We start from the raw sequence: 25,291 nt of genomic DNA on the forward strand, positions 1-25,291 counted from the left end.
CTTACGCTATGGTTTAACGGTTACATTATCATTCTCCGATGATGCCAACATACTAGCCATTGACCAATTCATCGGTCGTTACCATCGCGGCAAATCTGTCTTGTAGTGCGGCCATGGCAGTATCATGCATGATTTCAGCGCTTATCGGCTCTCTTGTAGCGCTAGGTAAGTCGCGAGTGGCACAGGCATCGTGACAGACAAAACTATCGAAACCTAAATCAAATGCGGCGCGGACGCTTGAGCTGACGCACATATGACTCATAAAACCTGCAAAAATAATCTGCTTTTTTTCTGTTGCTGAGATCAATGATTGTAATTGCGTATCATAAAAGGCATTCGGATGCTTTTTGGCAATCACTGTTTCGCCATCTTGCGGCTGCAACTGTTCGACTATCTCAACATTAGCTGATAAAGGATCAAAGACATTGCCATTCTTGGCGCCATGATGGGTAATGTGGAAGATAGGTAAATCTTGCTGACGCGCTCTATCGAGTAGTAGGCGCGCATTGGCGATGGCTTTTGCCCCAGCGTCCCCTAATGGCATAGCGCCATCGACGTATTCGTTTTGATAATCGATAAGAACAAGCGCGCAATTTGACCAATCAAGCGCTTCGAATGTGCCGCCAGCGAGCTCAAGTAGGGTAGAGGGTGTAGAGATCGTTTTATTCATTAGTATTATTCTCCGTTTAACAATATAAGTATATTTTTCTATCAGTCAGTCTAGCAATTAATAACAGAGATAAATGTTCGATGATACGAATGACAAACAAACCTTTCTAAAATAAATAAAGCAAAAACTTAGCGCTAGAAATACTATCAATTCGATGTAATTTGAGGTTTTATCAATTATTTATCCAATATTTGCTATATTTGTTAATTATTGTCAATAATGCGCTCTCAGCAAGGTGTAGGTAATGTTTACAAACACATTTCACAGCCATTTTTGGGCAAAACATGCTAGCATTAGCGGTTATATCTGTCGCTTGTGTTTATTGAATATGGCTAACCAGTCGCTTAATAACGTTTACCGTTATTTAAGCATCTAAATGACCATATCATGCCGATGATATATCGTCGTAAGACCTAAATATTCAATAAGCTTATCACCAATTGCGCACATACCAACCGTTTAAGAGTACCCATTGTGATATTACGCCGCTACATGACACAACAAGTTGCCTCGACCACTGCCTTAGTGTTGGGGTTTTTGGTAGTGATGATGCTTGGCGGTCGTTTGATACGCTATTTTGGCATCGCTGCTGAAGGTCGTTTGGACGTCAGCCTACTGTTTACGATCATTGGGTATAACCTACCGTACTTTTTGGAACTCATCTTACCGCTAGCGTTCTTTATCGCTTTGATGCTGGTATTTGGTCGCTTGTATGTCGATCAAGAAATGGCAGTAATCAATGCTAGTGGCGTGTCGCGCGGTAAACTTGCTCGGTTGATGACGCCATTAATATTGGCGCTGTTCGTTGGTGAAGCGGCGCTATCTATCGTTGGCAAACCTTGGGGCGTACGCTCGTCTGAGGCTGTGTGGCAGCAGCAAGCATTGACCAGTGCATTTGATTTGATTCGTCCGAACGAGTTTATCAGTAGCGGTAATTACCATTTATACGTGGGTAGTCTCAGCGATGATAAGAAAAAATTGCAAGATGTGATATTGATCCAATCTGAACCGGCGAAAAAAGGTAGTGCTGCCGAAAGTGTTAATGCTACTGCTACTGCCACTGATATGAATAACACGATTGACAGTGAGACGGCCGAACAAATTGGTATCTCTGATATCCCAAAAGATATTATAAATAGTGGTGCAAAGGACATTAGTAAAGACACTATCACGCTGGCTAAGCGTGCTGAGCAAGTAGATACTGGCAATAGCGGCGTGACTCAGTTAGATCTGTTTCAGGGACGCCGTTACGAAGTTGGCACAGGCAGTCTGAAATATAATCAAGTCGCTTTTGATCGTTATCGTATCACCTTGACTGAGTCTTCACAGGAAATCATCACCGAAGACAATATTGAAACGCAACAGATAGGACCATTGTGGCAAGCCGCAACGAGTAGCTCACCATCAGGCACGAATAATGCAATGCGCGCTGCACAAGGTGAGCTTGGCTATCGTTTGGCGCTACCATGGCTGATGATTATCGCGCCTATGTTGGCAGTGCCACTGGCGCAAGTCCGTCCGCGTCAAGGACGTTGGCTACGCTTGTTTCCTTCTATTTTATTATTTGTCAGCTGTGCATTAGGTATCATCTCGCTCAAAAACGCAGTGAGCAAAGACAGCATCAGCGTATGGGCGTATGCATGGCTTATCTTAGGATTTATGGCATTGGCGCTTTATATGAATTGGGGTAGCCGTGTGCAACATCGATTGCGCTTTCGCAAACAAGAAAATAGGCTAGCCGCTGCCGCAACTAGTTCAGTTAGCGACATAGACAATCAGAACAACAGCTCACAAGGAGGGCAGTCTTAATGCGCTCTTTATTTGCCAAATCAGCCGAGTCTAATCAATTGGCTAAAAAACCTGCCAATCTAAAAGTCCTCAGTCGTTATGTTAAACTCAACGCTCTATTGGCTATTATCGCTGCCGTTATTGGCTTATGGGCGTTGCAGCTGATTTTTTCTTACTTATCAGAGCTTGATTCGTTAGATGATAACTACACCATGGGCGAGGCGCTCAAATATATCTTTTATCGTTCGCCATACTTTTTAGAGCAATTTATCCCAACGGGTGCGCTATTGGGTGCTGTTATTGGCTTAGGTTTGCTAGCTAATAAAAGTGAGCTGGTCGTCATGCGCGCGGCTGGGGTCAGTATCTATCGCATCGTCGGCTGGGTATTGCAGCCCGCTTTGATATTTGTACTGTTGGCCTTGGCTATTAATCAGTTCGTTCTACCGTCTTCTAATCAGTTGGCAAAACAGATTAATGATGAGGACAGTACCTCACTGGTCACTTCGGTACGCGGCTACTGGACGACACAACCACGATTCGAAACCGCAGAAGATGGCAGTGCTACACCTGATGGTAGCGACGTTTTATATATTGATTATGCTGATGTAGCAGGCAATATTGGCGAAGTGAAACGCTGGCATTTGGATAACAACGGAAATTTGCAAACCGCTGTCCATGCGGAAGGTGGGAAATATACTGGCCGTGAACCAATTGATGTGAATAGTGAAAAGCCAAGCGAGCAGTATCGTTACGAGTGGCAGCTAAATGATATGGTTAAGCTCTCCATCAATCAGGGCTTTGAAAGTAGCCAAGCCATTTCACCATCAGATACGCTAAGCTTACCCTTTGCCCCAGAGTCTGTGTATCTGCTAACGCGTAAGGCAGAAGATTTATCATTGACGCAGCTGTATGAGCATCGCACGTTTATGCGTCAGCAGGGCAATCGTTCTTTAGATCATGAAGTCGCATTTTGGCAAAAGCTACTATCGCCATTGTCGATATTGTCGCTAGTGATTGTCGCCTGCTCATTTGTCTTTGGCTCGCTACGGACGCACAGCTTAGGCTTGCGTATCGTCGTGGCATTGTTGTTTGGTTTGCTATTTAGCTATATACAAGATTTAGTCGGTTTTGTATCGCTAGCCACAGGCTTTTCACCAATGCTCATGGTGCTATTGCCGATTATCGGCAGCGCGCTATTGGGTGGATACTTGATAAAACGCCAGATGTAAAAAGACAGTTGGTTATACCAAATAAAAAGTACGCTAAAACTAATTTAGCGTGCTTTTTTATGTCAATTTCAATTTTAGTTTAAATGACTGAAAATCGATCAGAAGCTAAAACTAGTCTTTGGTCGCCATCGTAATCGTATAGGTTTTACCTTGTTTGATTTTATCGCTATTGCCAAAAACTTCGGTAAATGAGCGTTTCACAAATTGGCGCAGACCGTTGATGGTGACGACATAAAAACGGCCACCTTTACGCATACGTGCATAGGCATCGAGGAAGTATAAATAATGCTGCTCTTTACCCACTTTGGCTGGCAAGTTTGACATCACAAGGCTAAAGTCTTTGTCTTTTGCCACATGATTAAAACCATTTGATAAATGCACATCGACATTGTTTAGACCATTTTTCTCACAGTTACGGCGTGCATATTCTACTGCCATAAAGTCTTTATCAATCAGCGTATGCTGACCATTTGGACATTCACGTGCTGCCGTCATACCAAGTACACCATAACCACAGCCTAAATCGATCGAATCATCATCTTGCTCAAAATCTACATAATCAAGCAGCATCAAGCTACCATCATCGAGCTTTTGCGGTGAAAAAATGCCCCACGTGGTCGCAAAATCAAACGGCTTACCCAGCACTTCTTGGCGAAAATTGATATCTTCGCGCCAGTGTTCGGCGTTTTTTAATAGGTCAGCAGGTGGTCTATGGCTCATGGGATTCTCGGATAATAGATAGGAAAAAGGTAGTGCGCAGCCCATTTAGGCAGCATGTATATCATGACGCACTTTAATAAGGGTATTGTAACGAGAAAAGGATGGGTTTGCAGCTATCTATTTCTAGAACTGCATTTTGCTATATTGCAAAAATTTTTAAGAAAAAATGCTAGAGATATTAGATAAGAGGTATCGCTTAAGATAGAATCGAATTTAACCTGATAGTCGCTAAGTATTATTTATGCCAGACATTACATTCGTATCTAAAGTAGACTTCTGGCTTGCACTGTTACTTTGGGGTTTGAGTTTATTTACTGTGTCTGTTCCATTATGGCAGTGGAAGCGAGGTGCTCACAAATCCCTCATACAAACCATATTAATGACGGTTACTCTCAGACCTATTGCAGCACTAATGCTCATCCCTTTTTTCGGTACTAAGTACATATTAACGAACGAACAGCTACAAGTAGATAGTGGATTCTCTGTTCAAAAAATTGAGATTACAGATATCACCTATATTATGCCGACTCGAAGTATGAGTTCTGCGCCAGCTCTATCATTAGATAGGATTAAAATATCATATCAAGATGAAGAAATACTAATTTCACCAAAAGATAAACCACGTTTTTATCGCGAGATACAGGCACGTAATCCTAGAATAGTGATAGATACTGCAGGCGAATAGAATGGCATTATCGTTAGCTGGATTCAGCTATACATCGTTCCTGATAGTGAATTTCTCTTGAAATTATTTCCTCAAACTTTTCTTTAATAAATGATCAAATATAAATGGTCCGAATGGCAAAAACGAGCCAATCACACCAGCAGGTAGCGCCCAAAGCGGCATTTTTATTCTGCTCGCGGTGATGATTAATACCATGACATAAGCAACGAATAATACCCCATGCACTGGACCGACATAGCTTACCGCTTCTGGAATATCGAACATATATTTGAGTGGCATCGCGATACCAAGTAACAATAGAAAAGACGTACCTTCTAAATAACCCATGATAGTGAGGTTTCTAAGTGCAGAGTTTTGACGCTTCGTTAAAGCAGACGGTTGAGCTTGCGACACGATATATTCCTTTTACAATCATCAATAATATTAGATTTCAATGCTGCCCATATGACAATATGGTAAGGCTACCCACGTGGATGATGCTCGGCATGTAATTTCTGTAATCTTGCCGTTGCAACATGAGTATAGATTTGCGTGGTTGATAAATCGCTATGTCCTAGCAATAACTGCACACTTCTTAAATCTGCACCATGATTGAGCAAATGCGTGGCAAATGCATGACGTAACGTATGCGGGGATAATTCTTTATCGATACTGGCAACTTTGGCGTACTTCTTAAGTAGATACCAAAAGTTCTGCCGTGTCATATAACCGCCTTGCGCCGTCAAAAATACCGCTTGGCAATTCCCCGATTTTAAATGAGCAATCAAGTCTCCACGCCCATGAGAAAGGTAATCTTCCAATGCATCCGCTGCATATTCGCCGAGGGGCACCAGTCGCGTTTTATTCCCTTTCCCCGTGATTTGTAGCCAGCCTGAGTTTAGATTCACTTGCTCTAATGAGAGGTTAATCAACTCACTCACTCGCAAACCGCAGGCATAAAGCACTTCTAGCATGGCTTTGTCACGGAGACCGAGCGCGGTGCCGGTATCAGGTGCGGCAAGTAGATTATCGACGTCAGCCTCGGCTAAGTCTTTTGGCAGCGGACGTCCGAGTTTTGGGCTTTTGATACGTTCACAAGGATTGTCTTCACGCAGATTACTAGCGATCATCCATAGATAAAACTGACGCAAGCTTGAGAGCATACGTGCTTGTGTACGTGGGGTTTTGCCATCTTTAGCAAGGAGTGACAGACAGTGCAACACATCATCAGGCTGCCAGCGTGTCAGGGCAATAGAATTGGTCAGCTCACAAGAGCGTAGGTCTCGCACATAAGCATTACGAGTACGCGTCGCTAGACCGCGCGCTAGCATGGCTTGACGAAACTCAGTCATATAAGCTGGCTCATCATCGACCGCCAATGCTTTAGGTTGACGCTGTTGCACGGCACGATCACGGCTCATAGGACAATACTCAGGTAGGGGTTAAGTTAGCAATAACAGACAGTTATTAAAATAATGCCAAACCTATCATGCCATTTTTTTCTTAACCAGATAGCGATATAGCGTTACGCTTGCAAGCGTATCATCATCGCTATCGATGGTAATTTCATCAGGATCAGCGTCTAAGCTCACGTTTTCAGCCAATGTTTCTTGGCCTATTAGCTCATGCCCCAAATGGCGACAGAAATTCGGAATGTCGCGCGTGGTAGCTGGATCTGTCGCCAATATCTCAATCACTTCACCGCCATCTGCTTTGCGAATGACGCGGTGTAGCATCATGACGGGTTCAGGACAAATGAGCCCTTGAGTATCTAAGTGATGGTGGATAAGCGTGTCTGGTATCGAAGTGGTCATAGTCATTATCGTAAAGCTAAATAAGTGAATTTGAGGGTAAGTAGTTTGCTTAAGTGCTTATCATGGCGTACTTTGTAGATCGTCTATGCTTTAGTACTTTCAGCCTCTTCGTCGGCATCAGGCGTATCAGCTACTTCTAAAAAGTTAAAAAACCGCTTAAAACTTACTTTAAATAAAAATGCCACACCTAGCCAACAAGATAGTCCCAACCATGCAGTATCGGCAAAAATTAATCCACCAACCAATATAATAGTCGATACGCCAATACTCATGGCAATCATCGACGGTTGGTTTAAGCGATAACGATAAACGACCAATGCATCATAAATAGTAATGGGTATCGTGAGGGCTACCAGGGCGTAGGGCAAATTGTAAAATAACTGATAAAGCAGCTGGTTGTCATGGAAAGCTTTGATACTAGCAATCGTGCCAAAGACCACAAATGCAAAAATAGCCGCATAAATGAGATAAATCGCTATTTGGTTGGCACGTTGGGCGCCTTTAATACGGGCAATAGCAAGTGGAGCAAAACCATGCTGTGACTTATGTTGCGAGGGTTGGTCTGAGACAGTGGTCATAGTAATCAGTCATTTATCCGTTAAGAGGTACGATGTATCGAAGTGACATTATAGCCGCACGCGTGTCTTTTACCTATTTGGCTGCTTTATTCTGCTTTGATTGCATCGATAGCGATACTGCTATTATGATCAGCAAAATAGGTCGACATTAGGATACAAGCGGAGATATCATCGATTGGGTCGCGTTCGTTTTTGATCCAACCATTGTCCCATGCGATTTCTCTTGCCTCGATTGAAGTCAGCCGCTCATCACACAATGATACGGTCACTGGCAAATGTTGCTCCATCACTCTATGGGCCAGACGACGAGCGAATTTGTGCGCTCGTTTTGAAAGCATAGAGCTAGTGCCATCCATATTAAGCGGTAGACCAACCACGACTTGCGCCACGCCCCAGACTTTGATGATACCAATTAGATTGTCCCAATCTGGCTGACCGTTATTCATCGCCAATATGTCAAAGGCACGCGCTGTCTGCGTAATGGTATTACCGAGCGCCATACCCATCTTTTTGACGCCGTAGTCTAGCGCCAAGATAAGATGCGGCTTTACCTCTGGCTCAATAGTTTCAGCAATGATATTAATATCTTTATCGAGAGTATCAATATCAATGTCATTATCTATAGCGTCTGTGCTATTCGCTGTAAAAGTACTATCTACCATAGTAATGGGTGTCCTTTATGTCTTTATCTAAATTCGTAGAGCGTATGATATTACGCATGACCTATGTCACTACTAAGATAGTCAAAGTTGACACCGATTTTGTCGGCTGCGATTTGCCAGCGTTCTTCAAACGGTGTATCAAATAATAAATTCAGATCAGCAGGGCAGACTAACCAATCACCATTACTCAGCTCGTGGTTTAGCTGTTTTTTGCCCCAGCTGGCATGACCTAGGCACAGCTGATAGTGACCGACGCCTTGCCCTGCGGCGATACGCTTTAGAATATCTTGGCTAGTCGTGATGCAAACGTTCTCCGAAATAGCAAAAGAAGACGCCCATTCTGGCTGACCAGTATGCAGCACAAAGCCGACCTCAGGATACATAGGGCCGCCCTCTAATGCCACATCTTCCATCACCTGCGGATTGGTCACTTCAATATCTAAATCTTCTAGCAGCTTACCTACACGAGATTGCTCGAGCGGACGATTGACCATCAGACCTAGTGCACCATGCTTGTCATGACGGCAAATATATATAAGTGCCTGCTCAAACCTTGGGTCTGACAGCTCTGGTGCTGCAATCAAAAAATGATGGGTCAAATTGGTTTTAGACATAGAAACAAATGCAACCTAATAATAAGGGTGAAAGACCACTATATGGTGATAATCAACAGAAAAGCAAGATTCGCACTAATTGCTACTGACCATCATACAGACTCAGATAACCATCCGTTTTGATGAAAACGGACGGTTATTTAACGTTAGATAGGTCAGATAGAGCGTTATTTAACATCGGATAATAAGCTGCGGGCATGATCGCGCGTGACATCAGTAATAATGACACCACCAGACATACGCGCCAACTCGTCTACTTGCGCACTGTTGGTCAGTATGAGTAGCTCGCTTTCGGTCTGTTCTTGATGGTGCTTTTGTACCAAGATATGTTGATGCGCTTGCGCCGCGACTTGTGCTTGGTGCGTGATGGCTAGCAGTTGCTGTGTTTGGCCAAGTGAGCGTAGCAGCTCGCCAACCACTTGCGCAGTACCGCCACTGATACCGACATCGACCTCATCAAATACCAACATAGGCTTGGCAGCGTTGTTATCAGCATTGGTCGCTTGTAAGACTTGCATCACGAGCGCCATACGTGACAGTTCACCACCTGAGGCGATTTTATGTAGAGGCTGCATTGGCATACCGACATTGGCGCTGAATAATAAATCAATATCGAAACAACCTTGGGCATTGTACTGACTAGGTTCAGATTTTTTGGTAAAGACAAATTCACAGCGAGCATTGGGTAGCGCCAGCGGTTGTAATTGTTTGATAAGTTGCTTACTAATTATTGGAGCAGCTTTTGTGCGCTCTTTATTTAACTGTGTCGCCAGAGCGAGATAGTCTTGCCAAGCCTGATCAATTTGCGCTGCCATTGCATCACTGCTTGGCTCGTTCTCTAGCTGCTCTAATTGCGCCTCCCAGCCTTTTGCTTCATCAATTAAATCACTCGCTGGCAAGCTATGCTTACGTGACAGACGATGTCCTAAGCTGATTAGGTTGTCTAATGTCTGTAAGCGTTCAGGATCAGGTAGCTGCTGTTCAGCATAATCTGATAGCAGGGCAGTCACTTCAGTGATTTGCTGCTGTGCTAGATGGAGCTGTTCAGAAGCTTGTTCAAACGTTTGACTGACGCCTACTTGGTTGTCACAGAGTTTAATCGCTTGTCCGAGCAAGGTCATGACATCTGGCTCGTCAGTATCATTGTCGAGCAAATGCAGACCGTGACTGGCCTCTTGCATCAAGGCTTCAATATTGGAGAGCTCTTCATGTTCAGATTCAACTTCTGAGTAGTCCACAGACAATAACGGCGCAATATCTGCTAATTGGCTCTGCAACAACTGAATACGATCTTGACGCTGGGCTTCGCGGCTCGCGATGTCATCCGCTCGACGTTTTAGCTGCTGATAGGCTTGATAGCTACTGGCAGTTTGGATGGCTAACGGTGTTATCTGTGCCATCTCATCAAGCCATTGCACCACAAATTGCGGCTTAAGCAATGCTTGCTGAGCATGTTGGCTATGTATATTGACCAGTAAAGTGCCTAAACTCTTTAACTCCGCTAAGCTAACCGGTGAACCATTTAGCCATGCTTTTGAGCGGCCAGTATTGCTTAATTGTCGACGAATAAGTACTTCAGGCTCTTCTAGCGGCCGCTCATTTTTGGTAAACCACTCAGCGACGATACTGTTATTTTCTACATCGAATTGAGCGTAGATATCTGCATGCGCAGCGCCATGCCTGACCATCGCACTGTCTGCTCGCTCACCGACACATAGTGATAGTGCATCTAGCAATAACGACTTGCCAGCACCTGTTTCACCAGTGATGACATTAAAACCTTCAGCCACGCTCAGCTCATGCTGAGCAATCAACGCAAACTGATGTAAAGTTAACGATACTAGCATCAACGCCTCTCAGGACAGACAATGGACATCATATAAATCTTAGGAAGCCATCTATAAATAGGATAAATGAGGAAGTGAAAATATCTGTTTAAACTTGCTAATTAGATAAATATTGTAGGCAAATAGTATGGTGTTAAATGTGCGTAAATACAAACTTTAAGATGAGGTATAACAGAATTTATTATTGGGAGATTACCATAAAACTATTAAAAACTGACAATAAATCATCAACATAATACCTATAATATTAATTGTTAGGGTAATTGGATATCTAAAGATAAGCATAGTATGCAAAGAAGTATTTTGACTAATAATGATAAAAATCCACCTAAGTTAGTGGCATAGCATCCGCCTAGAAAAACACCAAATGAATATTAAAAGAACGGGTAGATACTTGCCATCAAATAGAATTTTCCTAGTCGCTTTAACAAACTTTATAGATATAATGTGGTAGCATAATCTCACATAATGATAAACTCTTCTTATGAGTTTGATGCGCTATGCAACCTAATAACGAGTCACAATTTTGTAAAATTGTAGGCGTATAGTGGTAAAAACATGCCACTCAATCATTATTCAAAAGCGTTTTCATAGAACCTGTGGCTACCTTTAGCGCGCAGATATCTACTATAGAGGGATAAAGTATTTAAAGCAGGCATGTTTGCTTACTGGTCGCGTATTTGAAGCCCAGTGCAACTCTGTCAGTACTTTAACCCGTTACTTATTTTTTAGTTTTGCCATAATTATTTGATAAGGAAGCCACTATGACAGCGGCGCAATTTACTAACGTAACAGTTAATGCCCAAGCGACAGTATCTTATGATGGTCGCTGCTCAAGCCATACCATTATGTTTGAGGATGGCCGCCATAAAACGCTAGGCGTGATCTTACCTTGTGACAACTTGGTTGAGCATTATCACTTTAGCACCAACACTTCTGAGCGTATCGAAATCACCAGTGGTGAGTGTGAAGTGAAAATTAATGGTGACGATGAATTCAGCTACTACCGTGCAGGTCAATCATTTGTCGTTGAAGGCAATAGCGGTTTTAACCTACGTACTGAAGAAATTGTTCAATATGTCTGTCATCTAGAAGGCTGATATTATTAATAGGGCGCTTGAGCTTTCATTCTAGCGCTTGTTCTATCACACATTAGTGTTTCGAGAAAATAAACAATATCGGATTGGTATTGTTTATTTCTTTTTTGACGTTTGGTTTACTGTTCTCTCATCATCAATGAGCTATGACATTTAAAGTCGACGTTATCCTCTTTTATCCCGTCGCCTAGTGCGATATCCACTTTATATTTAGTAGGCCTATTATGGCAAAACCCATTTATTTTTACGGCATTCATGCAATTGATGCGTTACTTGAACATCGTCCTCTTGATGGTCTTAGCTTGTTTGTACAGCAAGGGCGTGAGAGTGACAGTCATGTACAAGCTATCATGGCTGAAGCTGAAGCAAACGGCATTAGCATTCAACCAACTCAAAAAGACAAGCTGACGCAGTTATGTGGCAGTCCGCAGCATCAAGGCGTGGTACTCAATGCTCGTCCGTTAGGTTTCGCTGATGAAGGTTTACTTGATACTATCATTGGCCGTGAACAGTGCTTATTATTGGTACTAGATCAAATCACCGATGCACATAACTTTGGCGCTTGCCTACGTACCGCAGTGGCTATGGGTGTGGATGCAGTGGTTTGTCCAAAACACCATGCAGCGAGTCTAACGCCAACAGTGGCTAAAGTATCGGTTGGCGCAGCAGAGATGATGCCGATCGTCAGCGTTACGAACTTAGCACGCACGTTATCGCAAATCAAAAATGCAGGCGTTTTCGTATTTGGTACGGCACTTAGTGAAGAGGCTAAGCCAATACATGCCGCTGACCTAACTGGCAAGACCGCTATTATTATGGGTTCAGAAGGAGAGGGTATGCGTCGCCTGACAATGGAAAGCTGTGATGAGTTGGTTTATATTCCAATGTCAGGAAACGAGCATGGTAATCTACAGAGCCTAAACGTGAGTGTTGCTACTGGCATAGCATTGTATGAGGTTAATCGCCAGCGAACTTTAGCTGCTGGGCAAGCGTAAGATACTCTTGATGTAAAGGTTCTAGTTGTAGATATAGAGAGGCAAGGTCGCTCTCATTGAGTATGACATTGTCTGCATGACGATTACGCTCTTCACGACTAAGCTGGTTGGTCATAATGGCTTTAATCTTTTGTATGCTTTGATCATCACGCTGACTGGCACGCGCAAGCTGCGTGTCTTCGGTCGCATCCATGACTAAAATACGTTGACATAAATTGGCCAGTCCTGCTTCTGCCGCCTCTATAAGTAGGGGCGCAGACAAGATTATATACGGTGAAGTACTAGCATCTAGCTGTGCTTTTGCTGTCTCACGTATCGCTGGATGAGTAATAGCTTCAAGCTCAATCAGCGCTTCAGGATTTGCAAATACGTGTGTACGTACAGCAGCCCTATCCATAACACCATCATCCGTCAGTATCCAATCACCAAATTTTTTCTGGATTTTCTGCAGAGTGACGCTACCTTTAGCGACAGTCTCATGGGCGATCACGTCTGCATCAATAATATCGATGCCTTGCTCGGCAAACCAAGCACTAGCGGCAGATTTACCGCTACCGATACCACCCGTCAAACCAACCACAAGCTTCTTATTTTTTGGTTGAGTGGTTTGTGGTTGGTGTGAATAAGAGTGCGATGTATTTTTTGACATAATAATGGCTTATCTGACAGATAGAACAATGAATGCAGTTTTGAACTCACAATCGGCCTTTTAAGGTTTCGTTCATGGGTCACTGCCGAAAATTTACTACAATAATCTAGTGTACGCTGTCAATTATTAGACATACATACCGAGATACCAACTGACGATATCTGAGCCGTATAATAAGGCAACGATACCTGCGATAGCGATATAAGGCCCGAAAGCAAAAGGTCGGCTTTCACCTTGTTGTTTCATCAAGATCAACCCAACGATAGAGCCGAGTAAAGACGATAGTAGAATAATCAAAGGTAACATCATAGGCCCAAGCCAAGCACCTAATACTGCTAGTAATTTAAAATCCCCTTGGCCCATTCCATGTTTTTTAGTGATTAAGTAAAACACTTTGACTACTATCCATAGCGATAAAAATCCAAGTAGTAATCCCCATATCGACTGTGTTGGTGAGACGAACCAGCTTTGTGAGTTTACCGCCAATCCTAAGCCTGCTAAAGGAAAGGTAAGGCGATCAGGTAGTAGCTGTGTGTCAAAGTCGATACCTGTTAGAGCAACCAGTGTCCATACTAAAACCAATGCGGACAAGCCTGTAGTATTTACCCCAAACTTATATATTACTAATACGGATAAGAGGGCAGTTACTAGTTCAACGAGAGGATAACGCAGACCGATAGCGGCTTTACAACTTGAACAGCGTCCGCGTAATAACAGCCAACTTATTAAAGGGATATTTTCATACCACTTAATTTTATGTGCGCAATGAGGGCAGCGTGAGGCAGGTCGACTTAAAGTAATTGGTTGGTCAGTAGCGACAATACTTGCTATGGGTAGCGTATGCTCGCGTGGCATATCGGTCTGTTCAGACATAAATTGGCTACACTCTTGTCTCCAACCATACACCATCATCAGCGGTATGCGATGAATCACAACATTTAAAAAACTACCAACGCAAAGACCTAATAGGCCAAATACGAATAAAGCTAGGGCAATATTCTCTTGTAGTAACTGTATAAATTGCATTAAATAATTATCCTACTACTGAGCCCATCTGGAAGATTGGTAAGTACATTGCAATGACTAGGCCACCAATTAATACACCTAATACGGACATAATGAGTGGTTCCATCAAGCTGGTTAAACCATCGACGGCATTATCAACTTCGTTTTCATAGTAGACAGCGACTTTATCTAACATTTCTTCTAAGCTACCAGATTCTTCGCCAATACCAACCATTTGAATAGCTAAACTTGGGAATAAGTTTGTAGATCGTATAGAGAACTGTAATTGCTGGCCAGTAGATACGTCACTCTTAATTTGCTGGGTAGCATTGTAAAAAACAACATTGTTGGTCGCACCAGCAGTAGAATCTAAGGCATCGATAAGCGGCACACCAGCAGCAAAAGTTGTAGATAGTGTACGAGCGAAACGAGCAATAATTGCTTGATAAGCAATGTTTCCAAATATCGGAGCTTTGAGCGTAGCCCGATCCAAAAAGTCACGGAACTTTTTAGAGCGCTTTTTAGCCTCAGTAAAGCTGATAATTGATCCACCAATGACGATGATCAAAATAAACCACCATGCCTGCATCCATTCAGACATCGCTACTACCATCTGAGTAAAAGCAGGTAATTCCGCTCCAAATGATTCAAATAATCCAGAGAATACAGGTACTACCTTTACGAGCAAAATTATAGTGACAATGATAGCAACTACGATAACAGCAATAGGGTACTTCATCGCCTTTTTGATTTTTGCTTTTAGAAGCTCACTCTTTTCTTTGTAAGTAGCTACTCGTTCAAGCATCGTCTCAAGTGCACCTGATTGTTCACCAGATTCGACGAGGGAGCAGAATAAATCATCAAAATAGCGCGGATGTTTGCGCAGTGCAGAAGCAAAGGTACCACCTGCCTCAATATCTGCTTTGATTTGCAATACTAAGTCTTTCATACTTGGATTATCAAGGGAGTCGGCGACAATTTCGAAAGACTGGGTTAAAGGTACGCCCGCTTTCATCATTGTTGCTAGCTGCCGAGCAAAAATAGCAATATCAATGGCTTTAATGGCTTTTTTAAAGGTATAAAGTGGTTTTGGTTTTTTCTTAATCCCTTTAACCGTGATACCTTGTTTACGTAGGGTCGCTTTTGCCAGTTCTAAACTACGACTGGTAGTTTCGCCCTTAACTTTCTGCCCGCGTCGATTCACACCGTCGTAAACAAAGTCCAACAACATATCGGTCTTAGCTTTTGCCATGTTACTACCCTCAAAATGGTCCAATATAGATATTGTAAACCTACAATAAAATACCAGACTTGAAATATTAGTCAGGCGTACTTTATTTTAGCTTAAAAAACCAGTGTCTATCTGTTTTATTTTTAAAGTTATACGATAAAGAACATTGCTAGTTTATAACTTTTCTAGCAACTAAAAGTCAAGATACTAAGACATAGCATATATTTTATGATTTCACTTATTATTCAGAAGTTACCCGCATCATTTCTTGAATACTCGTGACACCTTGCAATACTTTTAAAATTCCAGAACGTCGCAAGTCGCGAAAACCGTTTTTAATGGCAGCGTCTTTGATATCTATTGCGTTACCATCTTCCATGATAATGCGTGAAATATCAGGGCTGACTTTCATCACCTCATAGATACCTACACGGCCTTTATAACCTTCACGGCATTCATTACAGCCGACTGGTTCATAAATGACATTATCAGTGTTATCTAGATCAGTATCAGTAAAACCAATCTCTAATAAGCTCTGACGCGGTATGCCAATAGGTTTTTTACAGTTCTTACAGAGACGTCGTGCCAATCGTTGGGCAATAACTAGGTTGACTGATGTGGCAATGTTAAAAGAGGCAACACCCATGTTACGTAGACGCGTTAATGTTTCAGGTGCCGAGTTAGTATGCAAAGTAGAAAGAACCATATGGCCTGTCTGCGCAGCTTTAATAGCGATCTCAGCAGTCTCAAGGTCACGAATCTCACCGACCATGACAATATCAGGGTCTTGACGTAAAAAAGACTTAAGCGCATTAGCAAACGTTAGACCAACTTTGGCATTGACATTGACTTGGTTAATTCCTTCAAGGTTAATTTCGACTGGATCTTCAGCCGTTGAGATATTGGTTGCACCAGTATTCAAGATGTTGATACCAGTATAAAGTGATACCGTCTTACCAGAACCAGTAGGACCAGTGATAAGCAGCATGCCTTGTGGTTTGTGTAATGCCTCTAAAAACATTTCCTGCTGATCTGGTTCATAGCCCAATGCATCAATACCTAGCATGGCTGATGATGGGTCAAGGATACGCAAAACAAGCTTTTCACCGAATAACGTCGGTAATGAGTTTACCCGGAAATCAATCGCTTTATTTTTAGAAATTTTTAGTTTAATACGCCCATCTTGTGGTACCCGACGTTCTGAGATATCCATCTGAGACATGACCTTTAAACGTGCTGCAATTTTATTCGCAAGTTGAACCGGTGGATTGGCCATTTTTTGCATGACGCCATCGACACGAAATCGTACTCTGAAAGATTTTTCGTATGGCTCGAAATGTAAATCAGAAGCACCCATACGGATAGCATCGACTAGCATTTTATTGACGAATTTCACGACAGGCGCTTCATCGACGCCGTCGCTCAGCTGAGTTTCGCCATCCTCTTTATCTTCATCACCATCTTCAAAACCAACGCTTAAATCATTATCAGAAAAGCTATCAAAACTTTGCATCGTATCCGCGTAAATATTTTCAATACGCTTTTTAAGCTTATTTTCTTCGACAACAATGGTTTCTATCGACAGTCGAGAATTAAAGGCAATCGCATCAATAGCATCAACGCGTGTGGGATCACTTAGTGCGACAAATAGACGTTGTCCTCGTTTAAAGAGTGGTAAAGCATTAAACTTACGAACGATTTTTTCATCAACCAAGTCTTTTGGAATAACATCAACGTTTAATGCATCAAGATCGAATAGAGGGTCGCCGAAAGCTTGGGATAGCATTTGGGCAAGATGATAAGCATCGGCCAATTTGTTGTCTACTAGATAGGGTACCAATCCTATTTGCTGCTGTTGCGATTCAATTTGTGCCGTCTTCATATTCGCTTCACTAACGACACCGTCGCTAATCAGTTGCTGCGCTAGACCGCCGTACTTACTGGTTGCGATAGACATTATAACCTCTCCTTTGATACAAAATATTCTGTAGACTTGCTTGGTATTGCCCGCTATATACTTGTTGTTTCTAGTTGATAACTCGCTATAACTGTCTTGCTTTGTTTATCTTATCTACCTGTATATCTATATATAGAACTAGCAACAATATTTGATTTTATACATTCTGTAGTATAGAACTTTACTTTAGTTTGAAAAATTTATATATACCATTAGACGACTAGCTCGTAAAAATAACGGTCGATTGATACATTGTCTGTAGATAAGTTTGCAGAAGTGATTCTGCTCATGGTGGCACGCTACTATAGCACTTACGAATTATTTGTTATACTGACGCGCATATTAGCCGAATTGGTATGAATACATGAGACAAGGTAAATAAGTATGCAAGCTTGGGTAATTGGCAATTGGAAACAGAATCCTGCGACTAACAGTGCTGTCAATGCACTATTGGACGACTTATTGACTAAAGTTAATACTGAAGAACAAGCCAACTCGCAGACATTAGAAAACCGCTGTAAATTAATGGTAGCACCAAGTTGTGTTCATTTAAGTACAGTGAGTACGCGTCTAGCAGATAGCTCAATACTTTGTGCAGCACAGGACGTTAGTACCTATAGTGCAAGTACAGGAGCCTATACTGGTGACTGCTCAGCACAGCAGGTAGCAGATGCAGGTGCTACTTGGACGCTACTTGGCCACTCTGAGCGTCGTCAATATCACAAAGAGTCTCATGAATGCCTGATAAGCAAATTGTCTCATGCGTTTTCTCAGAACTTAGGCGCGGTGTTTTGCATCGGCGAAACACAAGAACAGTATGACAATGGTCAAACAATCGACGTTATCAATGAGCAACTCTCGGTTATTAAGGACTTACTGACTCAGCAGCCAGATTTAGCATCATCGTTATCTGAAAAGCTGCTCATCGCTTACGAACCTGTATGGGCCATTGGTACAGGTAAAGTGCCTACTGTGGCAGAAGTGAGTAAGACTCATCAGTATATCAAGCAGACGGTTGCAAGCTTTGCTGTTATAACAGATACGATTACCGTGCTGTATGGCGGTAGTGTTAATGCTAATAATGCTAATAGCTTTGCTTCTGACGCTATGATTGATGGCGCATTAGTGGGCGGTGCTTCGTTAAAAGCAGAGAGCTTCCTAGCGATTGCCGATGCCTTTAACCAAGCCAATGCTCAAATGAATAAATAACGCTCATATATCAAGATCATAGCTTATAGAGGGTATGGTTTTATCGGTTAGTAAAAGTAGGTTTAACACTGCCCTTGCAATCGTGTACAATGCGCCTTATTTATATAGTCGATTTGGCGTTTAATCATGCCGATTGTCATTCTATTAACCTTACGTTTTATTTTCCGTTATCAGTCGTCATTACGCGGCAAAAGAGGCCACCATGTTTACGTTTATATTAGCCCTGCATATTATTGTGGCCATTGCCATGATCGGCTTGATCCTGATACAGCATGGTAAAGGGGCAGACGCTGGAGCTTCTTTTGGTGCCGGTTCATCAGGTACAGTATTTGGCGCAGCAGGTACTGCTAACTTCTTGACGCGTGCCACGGCAGTACTAACGGTCATATTTTTTATTACGAGTATGACGCTTGCTGTTCATGCTCGTAAGCAAGCAGAAGATCAGTTTCGTCTAGATGCGCCAGTTTCAGCACCGCAAACGCCGCGCCCAATGACTCAACATTCCGAGTAAGCCTCTTTTAAGTAGGCAGCGCTTGCTATTTTGGTAGGTTAGATTTACAATGCTTTCCTGTTTTCGCAACTCCTGTTCTATAGATGCCTACCTTAAGCATCATTGATTATAGACTGGACGATAGAGACAGAGCAGTACAATGCGATTGTGGTGGAATGGTAGACACGCCATCTTGAGGGGGTGGTGGCGAAAGCTGTGGGGGTTCAAGTCCCCCCAATCGCACCAAGTTTTACAGACGTAGCATAACGTCAGGTTGGATTTTTAGCAGATAATACTTATTTTATAATTAATTTAAAAAAGTATTGACACTTCTACGAAACCTCCCTATAATATGCGTTCTAGATTGATGCGGGGTGGAGCAGTCTGGTAGCTCGTCGGGCTCATAACCCGAAGGTCGTTGGTTCAAATCCAGCCCCCGCTACCACTTTTTATACTGATGTTTTGTACACTAAATTTGTCAGTACCGATTAGCCCACCATTATGTTTGTGGGTTTTTTTGTATCTGAAGGTCAGTGTTATCGCGGTATCTATCCTACTTATGCTAAGCTCTAAGTCTATAGAGTACGATATTACTCGTCACTGGTCATCATCGGCCGCTACCGGCACGATGCTTCTTAAGCAACACTATCTTTTATTCCTCATACTTTTATCGATAGTAGTGCTTTATAAATAATAAAAGCATTGTTTGGCCGAGCTTGATGTTTTTTACGCTCGTCCCTATATAAATGCACAATATGTATCATATATTTGTGATTTAAAATTATATACTGACCGTGATTCTTATCATCATAAGATTGCTATATATAGATAAGAGTCAATTTTTAATACGGTTTACTAAGTACGATAGATAAGTGAATAGGAAAATACAAAGAGATTATGAAGCTTTCGACTAAAGTTGCAGAACTGACTAATATTATTGCCCCTGCCGTGGCCGCTTGTGATGTGTCATTATGGGGTATCGAGTTTGCGCCACAAGGTCGTCGCTCTTTACTACGTATCTATATTGAGGCATTGCCAGAAGAGCAAGCCCAAGATAAACAAGTAACGATTGAAGACTGCGCGGCAGTAAACCATCAAGTAAGCGGTATCTTAGAAGTTCATGATCCTATCGCTGGTGAGTACATCTTAGAAGTATCTTCGCCTGGTTTTGATCGTGCGTTTTTCTCAGATGAGCAAATGCATGCATATGTTGGTCAAACTGTGAGCTTGCGTCTGATTCAAGCCATCGGTACAGGCGATCAAAAACGTCGTAAAGCCACAGGTACTTTAGATAGTATTGATGAAAACTCTTTAAAACTGACGTCAAGCGATGGCGAGCAGTTTGAGATTGCATTAAGTAATATTGATAAAGCCAATTTGATTTATGAAGATGCCTAGATTTTTACTAGGGTAACTGTTTATAGATAGACAGTTTTATCTTCCAATAGCTTATGTGGCTTATAGCAACTATATAATAGCAGCACCCAAATTATAAAATTTAAGTCAATTAAAAAATGATAGGACAGGTATAGCATGAGTCGTGAAATCTTAACGGTAGTAGAAACTGTCAGTAATGAAAAGGGCTTAAATCCTGAAGATATCTTTGAAGCAATTGAAGATGCTTTAGTGGTATCGACTAAGAAAAAAGTATATACCGAGCAGCCAGAAGTGGCTGTACGAGTAGCGATCGACCGTGCAACTGGCGATTACGATACTTATCGTTACTGGACAGTGGTTGCAGATGAAGACCATGAAATGCCAGCTTGTCAGCTTGCTATCACCGATCTTGATCAAGAAGAATGGTCAATTGGGGATATCAAAGAAGAGCAAATCGAATCAATCGAATTTGGTCGTATTGCTGCTACTCAAGCCAAACAAGTTATCATCCAAAAGATTCGTGAAGCTGAGCGTGCACTAGTTGCAGACGCTTTCGAGCCACGTGTTGGTGAGATGATGTATGGCGAAGTCAAAAAACAGACTCGTGATGGCTATATCATCGATTTGGGTGACAATGCTGAAGGTTATTTGTCACGTGATCAAATGTTGCCACGCGAACAACTCCGTGCAAAATCGCGTATCAACGCTATCTTGTACCATGTAAACCGTGAAAACCGCGGTGCGCAGTTACTGTTATCTCGCACGCATCCTGAAATGCTATCAGCATTGATGCAAAAAGAAGTGCCTGAGATTGCAGAACAAATTATCGAAATTCGTAACGTCGCTCGTCTGCCAGGTACTCGTGCTAAAATAGCCGTGAAAACCAACGATCATCGTATTGATCCAGTTGGCGCTTGTATTGGTATGCGTGGTACACGTATCCAAGCAGTACAGCAAGAGCTAGACGGTGAGCGTATTGATGTGGTGGTATGGTCAGATGATCCTGCCCAGTTCATCATCAGCTCTCTAGAGCCTGCTGACGTAAGCAGTATCATTTTAGATGAAGATACGCAAACGGCAGATATTATCTTTAGCACTAATGATCAGTTGGCGCGTGCTATTGGATCACAAGGTCAAAACGTACGTCTAGCTTCTGAGTTGACGGGCTATAAGCTGAATATGATGCTTGAAGAAGAGTATCAGCAACGTCAACAAAACGAATCAAAAGCGTTTATTGAATTATTCTATGAGCGCCTAGAAGTAGATAAAGATTTAGCACAGGCATTGGTTGATATTGGTTTTACCAGTATTGAAGAAGTTGCCTATGTACCAGTTGAGACTTTCTATGATATCGAAGGTCTAGACGATGAAGCGATTGATATGATTCAAGAGCGTGCTAAAGAAGTCGTCATCGCTGATGAACTGGTCAAACAACAGAACATGAAAGAGCCAAGTCAAGAGCTTCAAGAGCTTGAAGGTATGACAGTCAGTTGGGCTTATAAAATGGCGCAAAAAGACATTATTACTGTTGATGACTTGGCAGAACAAGCCGTCTTCGATCTAGAAGATATCGAAGGATTAGACTCTGAAACTGCAGGAAAACTCATCATGAAAGCTCGGGAATCTTGGTTCGATGAATAAGCGGTAACTGCATATCGCTGTCTTTTGGTGATATGCTATTGAGAATAAAGCGCTGATATCTATTTATAAGTATCAGCCTTAACCCAATCATTTGTAGCCAACAACTGAATTGAACATATAGCAAATAATAGACAGTAGGTGATAATAAATGGCAGATAAGACCGTCAAAGAACTGGCAGAAATGGTAGGCAAAACTACAGATGCTGTAAAGCAGCAATTAGTAGATGCTGGCCTGCCTGCTCGCGCAGAGGATGACCTAGTCACCGAGCTTGAGCAAGAAAAGCTGGTGACGTATTTAAAGCAAAGTCATGGTCAACAAGAAAAGCGTCGTATTAGTCTTAAATCTAAGACGACCAGTACTGCACGTGTGACCGGCTCTTCTGGTAAATCTAAGAGCGTCAACGTAGAAGTGCGTAAAAAGAAAGTATTCGAAAAGCCTGATCCAGAAAAAATGGCTGAAGAGCTAGCCGCTCGTGAGCAGGCTCTGATTGAGTCTCAAGAACGTGCTGCAAAAGAAGCTGAAGAACGCGCCGCTACCAAGAAAAAAGCGGAAGAGCGTCAAGCAGCAACGCTAGCAGCAATGCGTGCAAGCTTAGGCTCTAGCAAAAAATCAGACGACAAAAATGATGATATTTCTACATCAGTTGTCGTCAAAAAAGGCGGTAAAGCGACGGCTGAAGTTAAGCCTAAAGAGCAGCCGAAGAAAAAGGTTGCTGCAACCAAGCCTAAAGTTGAAACCGCTGCTGAGCGTAAAGCTCGCGAGACTCGTGAGAAAGAAGAAGCGCGTCTGCGTGAAATTGAATTAGAAACTCGCCGCACACAAGCTGAAGAAGCGCAAAAGCGTACACTTGAGCAAATGCGCAAAATGGCTGGTAAATATACAGATCGTGAGCCTGTTACTGAAGTACGTAAAGATGAGCCATTGGCTGAAGGTTTGGTCGGTGATGCACTAGAAGAGTCTTTCGAAAAAGAGCGTCGCGAAATCAAACGCGGTTCGAACAGTACTGGTACTCGTGGTCGTCGTCGTAAGAACCAAGATGAGCGCGAAATCAAAAACCGCAAAAACGGTTTGCGTTCAACTCAGGCATCACAGCATAAGTTTGAAAAACCTGTTGAAAAAATTGTCTATGATGTCGAGATTAGTGAGCAAATTTCAGTTGCCGATCTTGCACAGCGTATGGCGGTTAAAGCTCGCGAAGTAACCAAATTACTTATGAAAATGGGTGAAATGGCTCGTGAGTCAGATACGATTGATCAAGCAACCGCAAGCTTGCTTGTTGAAGAAATGGGCCACAACCCAGTACCAGTTAGTGATACTAAAGTCGAAGATGACTTACAGTACGCAGTTGATGAGCGTAGTAGTAACATCCAGACTCGTCCACCAGTAGTGACTATTATGGGTCACGTCGATCATGGTAAGACCTCACTACTAGATAAAATTCGTGAAACGAAAGTTGCGAATGGTGAAGCGGGCGGCATTACACAGCATATTGGTGCTTACCATGTAAAAACTGATCGCGGCGTTATTACTTTCCTTGATACTCCAGGTCACGCAGCGTTTAGCGCAATGCGTTCACGTGGTGCTCAAGCGACTGATATCGTTGTATTGGTGGTTGCGGCTGACGATGGCATGATGCCACAAACAGCAGAAGCAATTGATCATGCACGTGCAGCTGGTACGCCGATTATTGTTGCTATCAACAAAATGGATAAGCCAGGCGCTGATCCTGACCGTGTTCTTAATGAATTAACGACGAAAGAAGTTGTTTCAGAAGAATGGGGCGGCGATACACCAATGGCTCGTATCTCAGCCAAAACAGGCGAAGGTATCGAAGACCTACTAGAATTCATTAGCTTACAAGCTGAGCTAATGGAACTAGAAGCGCCACTAGACGGTGCTGCTCAGGGTGTGGTTATTGAATCAAGACTTGAAAAAGGTCGTGGTCCTGTTGTTAGTGTCCTAGTGAAAAAAGGGACATTGAAACAAGGCGACTTGGTTCTAGCTGGTGAGCATTATGGTAAAGTTCGTGCATTGACTGACGAGCATGGCCAACGTATTAAGTCAGCTGGTCCTTCTATTCCTGTAGAGATTTTAGGTCTGCCTGAGACACCTGCTGCTGGTAGTGAGTTCCTAGTTGTGACGGATGAGAAGAAAGCTCGTGAAGTTGCGGACTTTAGAACCAATCGTGAGCGTGAGCGTCAACTTGAGCGTCAAAATGCCATGCGTTTGGAAAGCATGTTTGATCAGATGGGCCAAGGCGATGTGTCATTCTTGAATATCGTACTGAAAACAGACGTACGTGGTTCACTGGAAGCACTACTAGCTGCCCTAAATGAATTGTCTACTGATGAAGTAAAAGTCAGAGTGATCAGTTCAGGCGTTGGTCCTATCTCTGAGTCTGACGTAACCCTTGCCGAATCTAGTGAAGCGGTATTGTTAGGCTTTAACGTTCGTGCAGATGCTACCGCACGTCGTAAAGCAGATACTGCTAACATGGATATTCGCTACTATAGCGTAATCTATGGTTTGATCGATGATGTGAAATCAGCAATGAGCGGTATGCTTGCTCCTGAACATCGTGAGAAAATCCTTGGTGTTGCAGACGTTCGTGAAGTATTCCGTTCTAGTAAGTTCGGTGCTGCTGCCGGTTGTATGGTGGTCGAAGGTACAATCTATCGCAACAAACCTATCCGCGTATTGCGTGATGACCAAGTTATCTTTACTGGTCAATTGCAATCATTACGTCGCTATAAAGAAGACGTTAATGAAGTACGTACTGGTATGGAATGTGGTCTGGCCGTTCGTGGTTATGATGTTGAAGCTGGCGATAAGATCGAAGTCTTTGAAATTCAAGAGTTCGCACGTACTATCTAAAGCTGCTGTTCGATAGCAGAATATGTACTAATGCAATATGCGTAATCCGCTGAGCTTTTAGATACTTTGCTAATATTCAGCTGTACTTAGGCCTAACAGGTACATCCTGCTAGGCCTTTTTTAGCACATATCAGTGCAACATCTATTAATCAGCAGACTCATACAGTAATAAAATAAGC

General features: G+C 42.6%; 23 protein-coding genes and 2 tRNA genes. 12 read left to right on the plus strand and 13 right to left on the minus strand.

Annotation, left to right across the window (positions count from 1 at the left end; translation table 11 throughout):
* Positions 1-52: 52 nt before the first annotated feature.
* The gene (locus SJY28_RS03705) at positions 53-670 is read right to left on the minus strand and encodes a cysteine hydrolase family protein (RefSeq protein ID WP_379543477.1); all 618 of its coding nucleotides are present in this window, start codon (positions 668-670) and stop codon (positions 53-55) included.
* A 492-nt stretch (positions 671-1,162) separates the two neighbouring features.
* Here SJY28_RS03705 and lptF point away from each other — a divergent pair, with 492 nt between their 5' ends.
* Positions 1,163-2,479, plus strand: coding sequence for an LPS export ABC transporter permease LptF (gene lptF / locus SJY28_RS03710; RefSeq protein WP_379543478.1), 1,317 nt, complete (start codon positions 1,163-1,165; stop codon positions 2,477-2,479).
* Complete coding sequence (lptG, locus tag SJY28_RS03715) at positions 2,479-3,687, plus strand: LPS export ABC transporter permease LptG (RefSeq protein WP_379543479.1); 1,209 nt, start codon at positions 2,479-2,481, stop codon at positions 3,685-3,687. The genes lptF and lptG overlap by 1 nt, the downstream gene beginning before the upstream one ends.
* 111 nt (positions 3,688-3,798) lie before the next feature.
* Here lptG and SJY28_RS03720 read toward each other — a convergent pair whose 3' ends face one another.
* Positions 3,799-4,407, minus strand: a complete 609-nt coding sequence (locus SJY28_RS03720; RefSeq protein ID WP_101204678.1) for a class I SAM-dependent methyltransferase — start codon at positions 4,405-4,407, stop codon at positions 3,799-3,801.
* A gap of 241 nt (positions 4,408-4,648) precedes the next feature.
* Here SJY28_RS03720 and SJY28_RS03725 point away from each other — a divergent pair, with 241 nt between their 5' ends.
* Positions 4,649-5,092, plus strand: coding sequence for a PH domain-containing protein (locus tag SJY28_RS03725; RefSeq protein WP_379543480.1), 444 nt, complete (start codon positions 4,649-4,651; stop codon positions 5,090-5,092).
* A gap of 63 nt (positions 5,093-5,155) precedes the next feature.
* Here SJY28_RS03725 and SJY28_RS03730 read toward each other — a convergent pair whose 3' ends face one another.
* The 7 genes from SJY28_RS03730 to recN form a co-directional block, all read right to left on the minus strand.
* Positions 5,156-5,485, minus strand: coding sequence for a DUF3817 domain-containing protein (locus tag SJY28_RS03730; protein ID WP_379543481.1), 330 nt, complete (start codon positions 5,483-5,485; stop codon positions 5,156-5,158).
* 68 nt (positions 5,486-5,553) lie between these two features.
* A complete protein-coding gene (gene xerD, locus SJY28_RS03735; protein ID WP_238052746.1) occupies positions 5,554-6,492 on the minus strand; it encodes a site-specific tyrosine recombinase XerD in 939 nt (312 codons plus the stop codon).
* Positions 6,493-6,558: 66 nt separating this feature from the next.
* Positions 6,559-6,885: a sulfurtransferase TusA gene (gene tusA, locus SJY28_RS03740; protein ID WP_379543482.1), complete on the minus strand. Its 327-nt coding sequence runs from the start codon at positions 6,883-6,885 to the stop codon at positions 6,559-6,561.
* Positions 6,886-6,968: 83 nt separating this feature from the next.
* Positions 6,969-7,463, minus strand: a complete 495-nt coding sequence (locus tag SJY28_RS03745) for a hypothetical protein (protein WP_201572155.1) — start codon at positions 7,461-7,463, stop codon at positions 6,969-6,971.
* Positions 7,464-7,549: 86 nt separating this feature from the next.
* Positions 7,550-8,125 (minus strand): Holliday junction resolvase RuvX, encoded by a 576-nt coding sequence (gene ruvX / locus SJY28_RS03750; protein WP_379543483.1) that lies wholly within the window; start codon positions 8,123-8,125, stop codon positions 7,550-7,552.
* A 50-nt stretch (positions 8,126-8,175) separates the two neighbouring features.
* A complete protein-coding gene (locus tag SJY28_RS03755) occupies positions 8,176-8,739 on the minus strand; it encodes a YqgE/AlgH family protein (protein ID WP_379543484.1) in 564 nt (187 codons plus the stop codon).
* 167 nt (positions 8,740-8,906) lie between these two features.
* Complete coding sequence (recN, locus tag SJY28_RS03760; protein WP_379543485.1) at positions 8,907-10,586, minus strand: DNA repair protein RecN; 1,680 nt, start codon at positions 10,584-10,586, stop codon at positions 8,907-8,909.
* Between the two features lie 764 nt (positions 10,587-11,350).
* Between recN and SJY28_RS03765 the strand changes: the two genes are divergently transcribed.
* Positions 11,351-11,686 (plus strand): pyrimidine/purine nucleoside phosphorylase, encoded by a 336-nt coding sequence (locus tag SJY28_RS03765; RefSeq protein ID WP_057757729.1) that lies wholly within the window; start codon positions 11,351-11,353, stop codon positions 11,684-11,686.
* 221 nt (positions 11,687-11,907) lie between these two features.
* Positions 11,908-12,678 (plus strand): 23S rRNA (guanosine(2251)-2'-O)-methyltransferase RlmB, encoded by a 771-nt coding sequence (rlmB, locus tag SJY28_RS03770; protein WP_379543486.1) that lies wholly within the window; start codon positions 11,908-11,910, stop codon positions 12,676-12,678.
* On the opposite strand, the gene coaE is transcribed toward rlmB, so the two are convergent.
* The 4 genes from coaE to pilB form a co-directional block, all read right to left on the minus strand.
* On the minus strand, positions 12,641-13,327 hold the full coding sequence (gene coaE / locus SJY28_RS03775; protein WP_379543487.1) for a dephospho-CoA kinase: 687 nt from the start codon (positions 13,325-13,327) through the stop codon (positions 12,641-12,643). The two genes, rlmB and coaE, sit on opposite strands and share 38 nt — an antisense overlap.
* Before the next feature lie 126 nt (positions 13,328-13,453).
* Positions 13,454-14,353 (minus strand): prepilin peptidase, encoded by a 900-nt coding sequence (locus tag SJY28_RS03780; RefSeq protein ID WP_379543488.1) that lies wholly within the window; start codon positions 14,351-14,353, stop codon positions 13,454-13,456.
* Between the two features lie 7 nt (positions 14,354-14,360).
* Positions 14,361-15,584, minus strand: coding sequence for a type II secretion system F family protein (locus SJY28_RS03785; RefSeq protein ID WP_201572148.1), 1,224 nt, complete (start codon positions 15,582-15,584; stop codon positions 14,361-14,363).
* Between the two features lie 220 nt (positions 15,585-15,804).
* Positions 15,805-17,520 carry a type IV-A pilus assembly ATPase PilB gene (gene pilB / locus SJY28_RS03790; protein ID WP_379543489.1) on the minus strand — a complete coding sequence of 572 codons (1,716 nt, stop codon included), beginning with the start codon at positions 17,518-17,520 and terminating at the stop codon, positions 15,805-15,807.
* 384 nt (positions 17,521-17,904) lie between these two features.
* Here pilB and tpiA point away from each other — a divergent pair, with 384 nt between their 5' ends.
* The 7 genes from tpiA (at position 17,905) to infB (ending at position 25,112) form a co-directional block, all read left to right on the plus strand.
* The gene (gene tpiA, locus SJY28_RS03795) at positions 17,905-18,729 is read left to right on the plus strand and encodes a triose-phosphate isomerase (protein WP_379543490.1); all 825 of its coding nucleotides are present in this window, start codon (positions 17,905-17,907) and stop codon (positions 18,727-18,729) included.
* 202 nt (positions 18,730-18,931) lie between these two features.
* On the plus strand, positions 18,932-19,240 hold the full coding sequence (gene secG, locus SJY28_RS03800; protein WP_191114493.1) for a preprotein translocase subunit SecG: 309 nt from the start codon (positions 18,932-18,934) through the stop codon (positions 19,238-19,240).
* A gap of 141 nt (positions 19,241-19,381) precedes the next feature.
* Positions 19,382-19,465: transfer RNA gene (locus SJY28_RS03805), tRNA-Leu, on the plus strand.
* A gap of 122 nt (positions 19,466-19,587) precedes the next feature.
* Positions 19,588-19,664, plus strand: a tRNA-Met gene (locus SJY28_RS03810).
* 452 nt (positions 19,665-20,116) lie between these two features.
* Positions 20,117-20,617, plus strand: a complete 501-nt coding sequence (gene rimP / locus SJY28_RS03815) for a ribosome maturation factor RimP (RefSeq protein WP_057757748.1) — start codon at positions 20,117-20,119, stop codon at positions 20,615-20,617.
* A gap of 135 nt (positions 20,618-20,752) precedes the next feature.
* Entirely contained in the window at positions 20,753-22,237 is a 1,485-nt protein-coding gene (gene nusA, locus SJY28_RS03820; RefSeq protein WP_057757751.1) for a transcription termination factor NusA, read from the plus strand.
* 148 nt (positions 22,238-22,385) lie between these two features.
* A complete protein-coding gene (gene infB / locus SJY28_RS03825) occupies positions 22,386-25,112 on the plus strand; it encodes a translation initiation factor IF-2 (protein WP_057757754.1) in 2,727 nt (908 codons plus the stop codon).
* Positions 25,113-25,291 lie beyond the last annotated feature (179 nt).

Origin of the sequence: Psychrobacter sp. R86515 (assembly GCF_042466315.1) — a bacterium.
Classification (GTDB): Bacteria; Pseudomonadota; Gammaproteobacteria; order Pseudomonadales; family Moraxellaceae; genus Psychrobacter.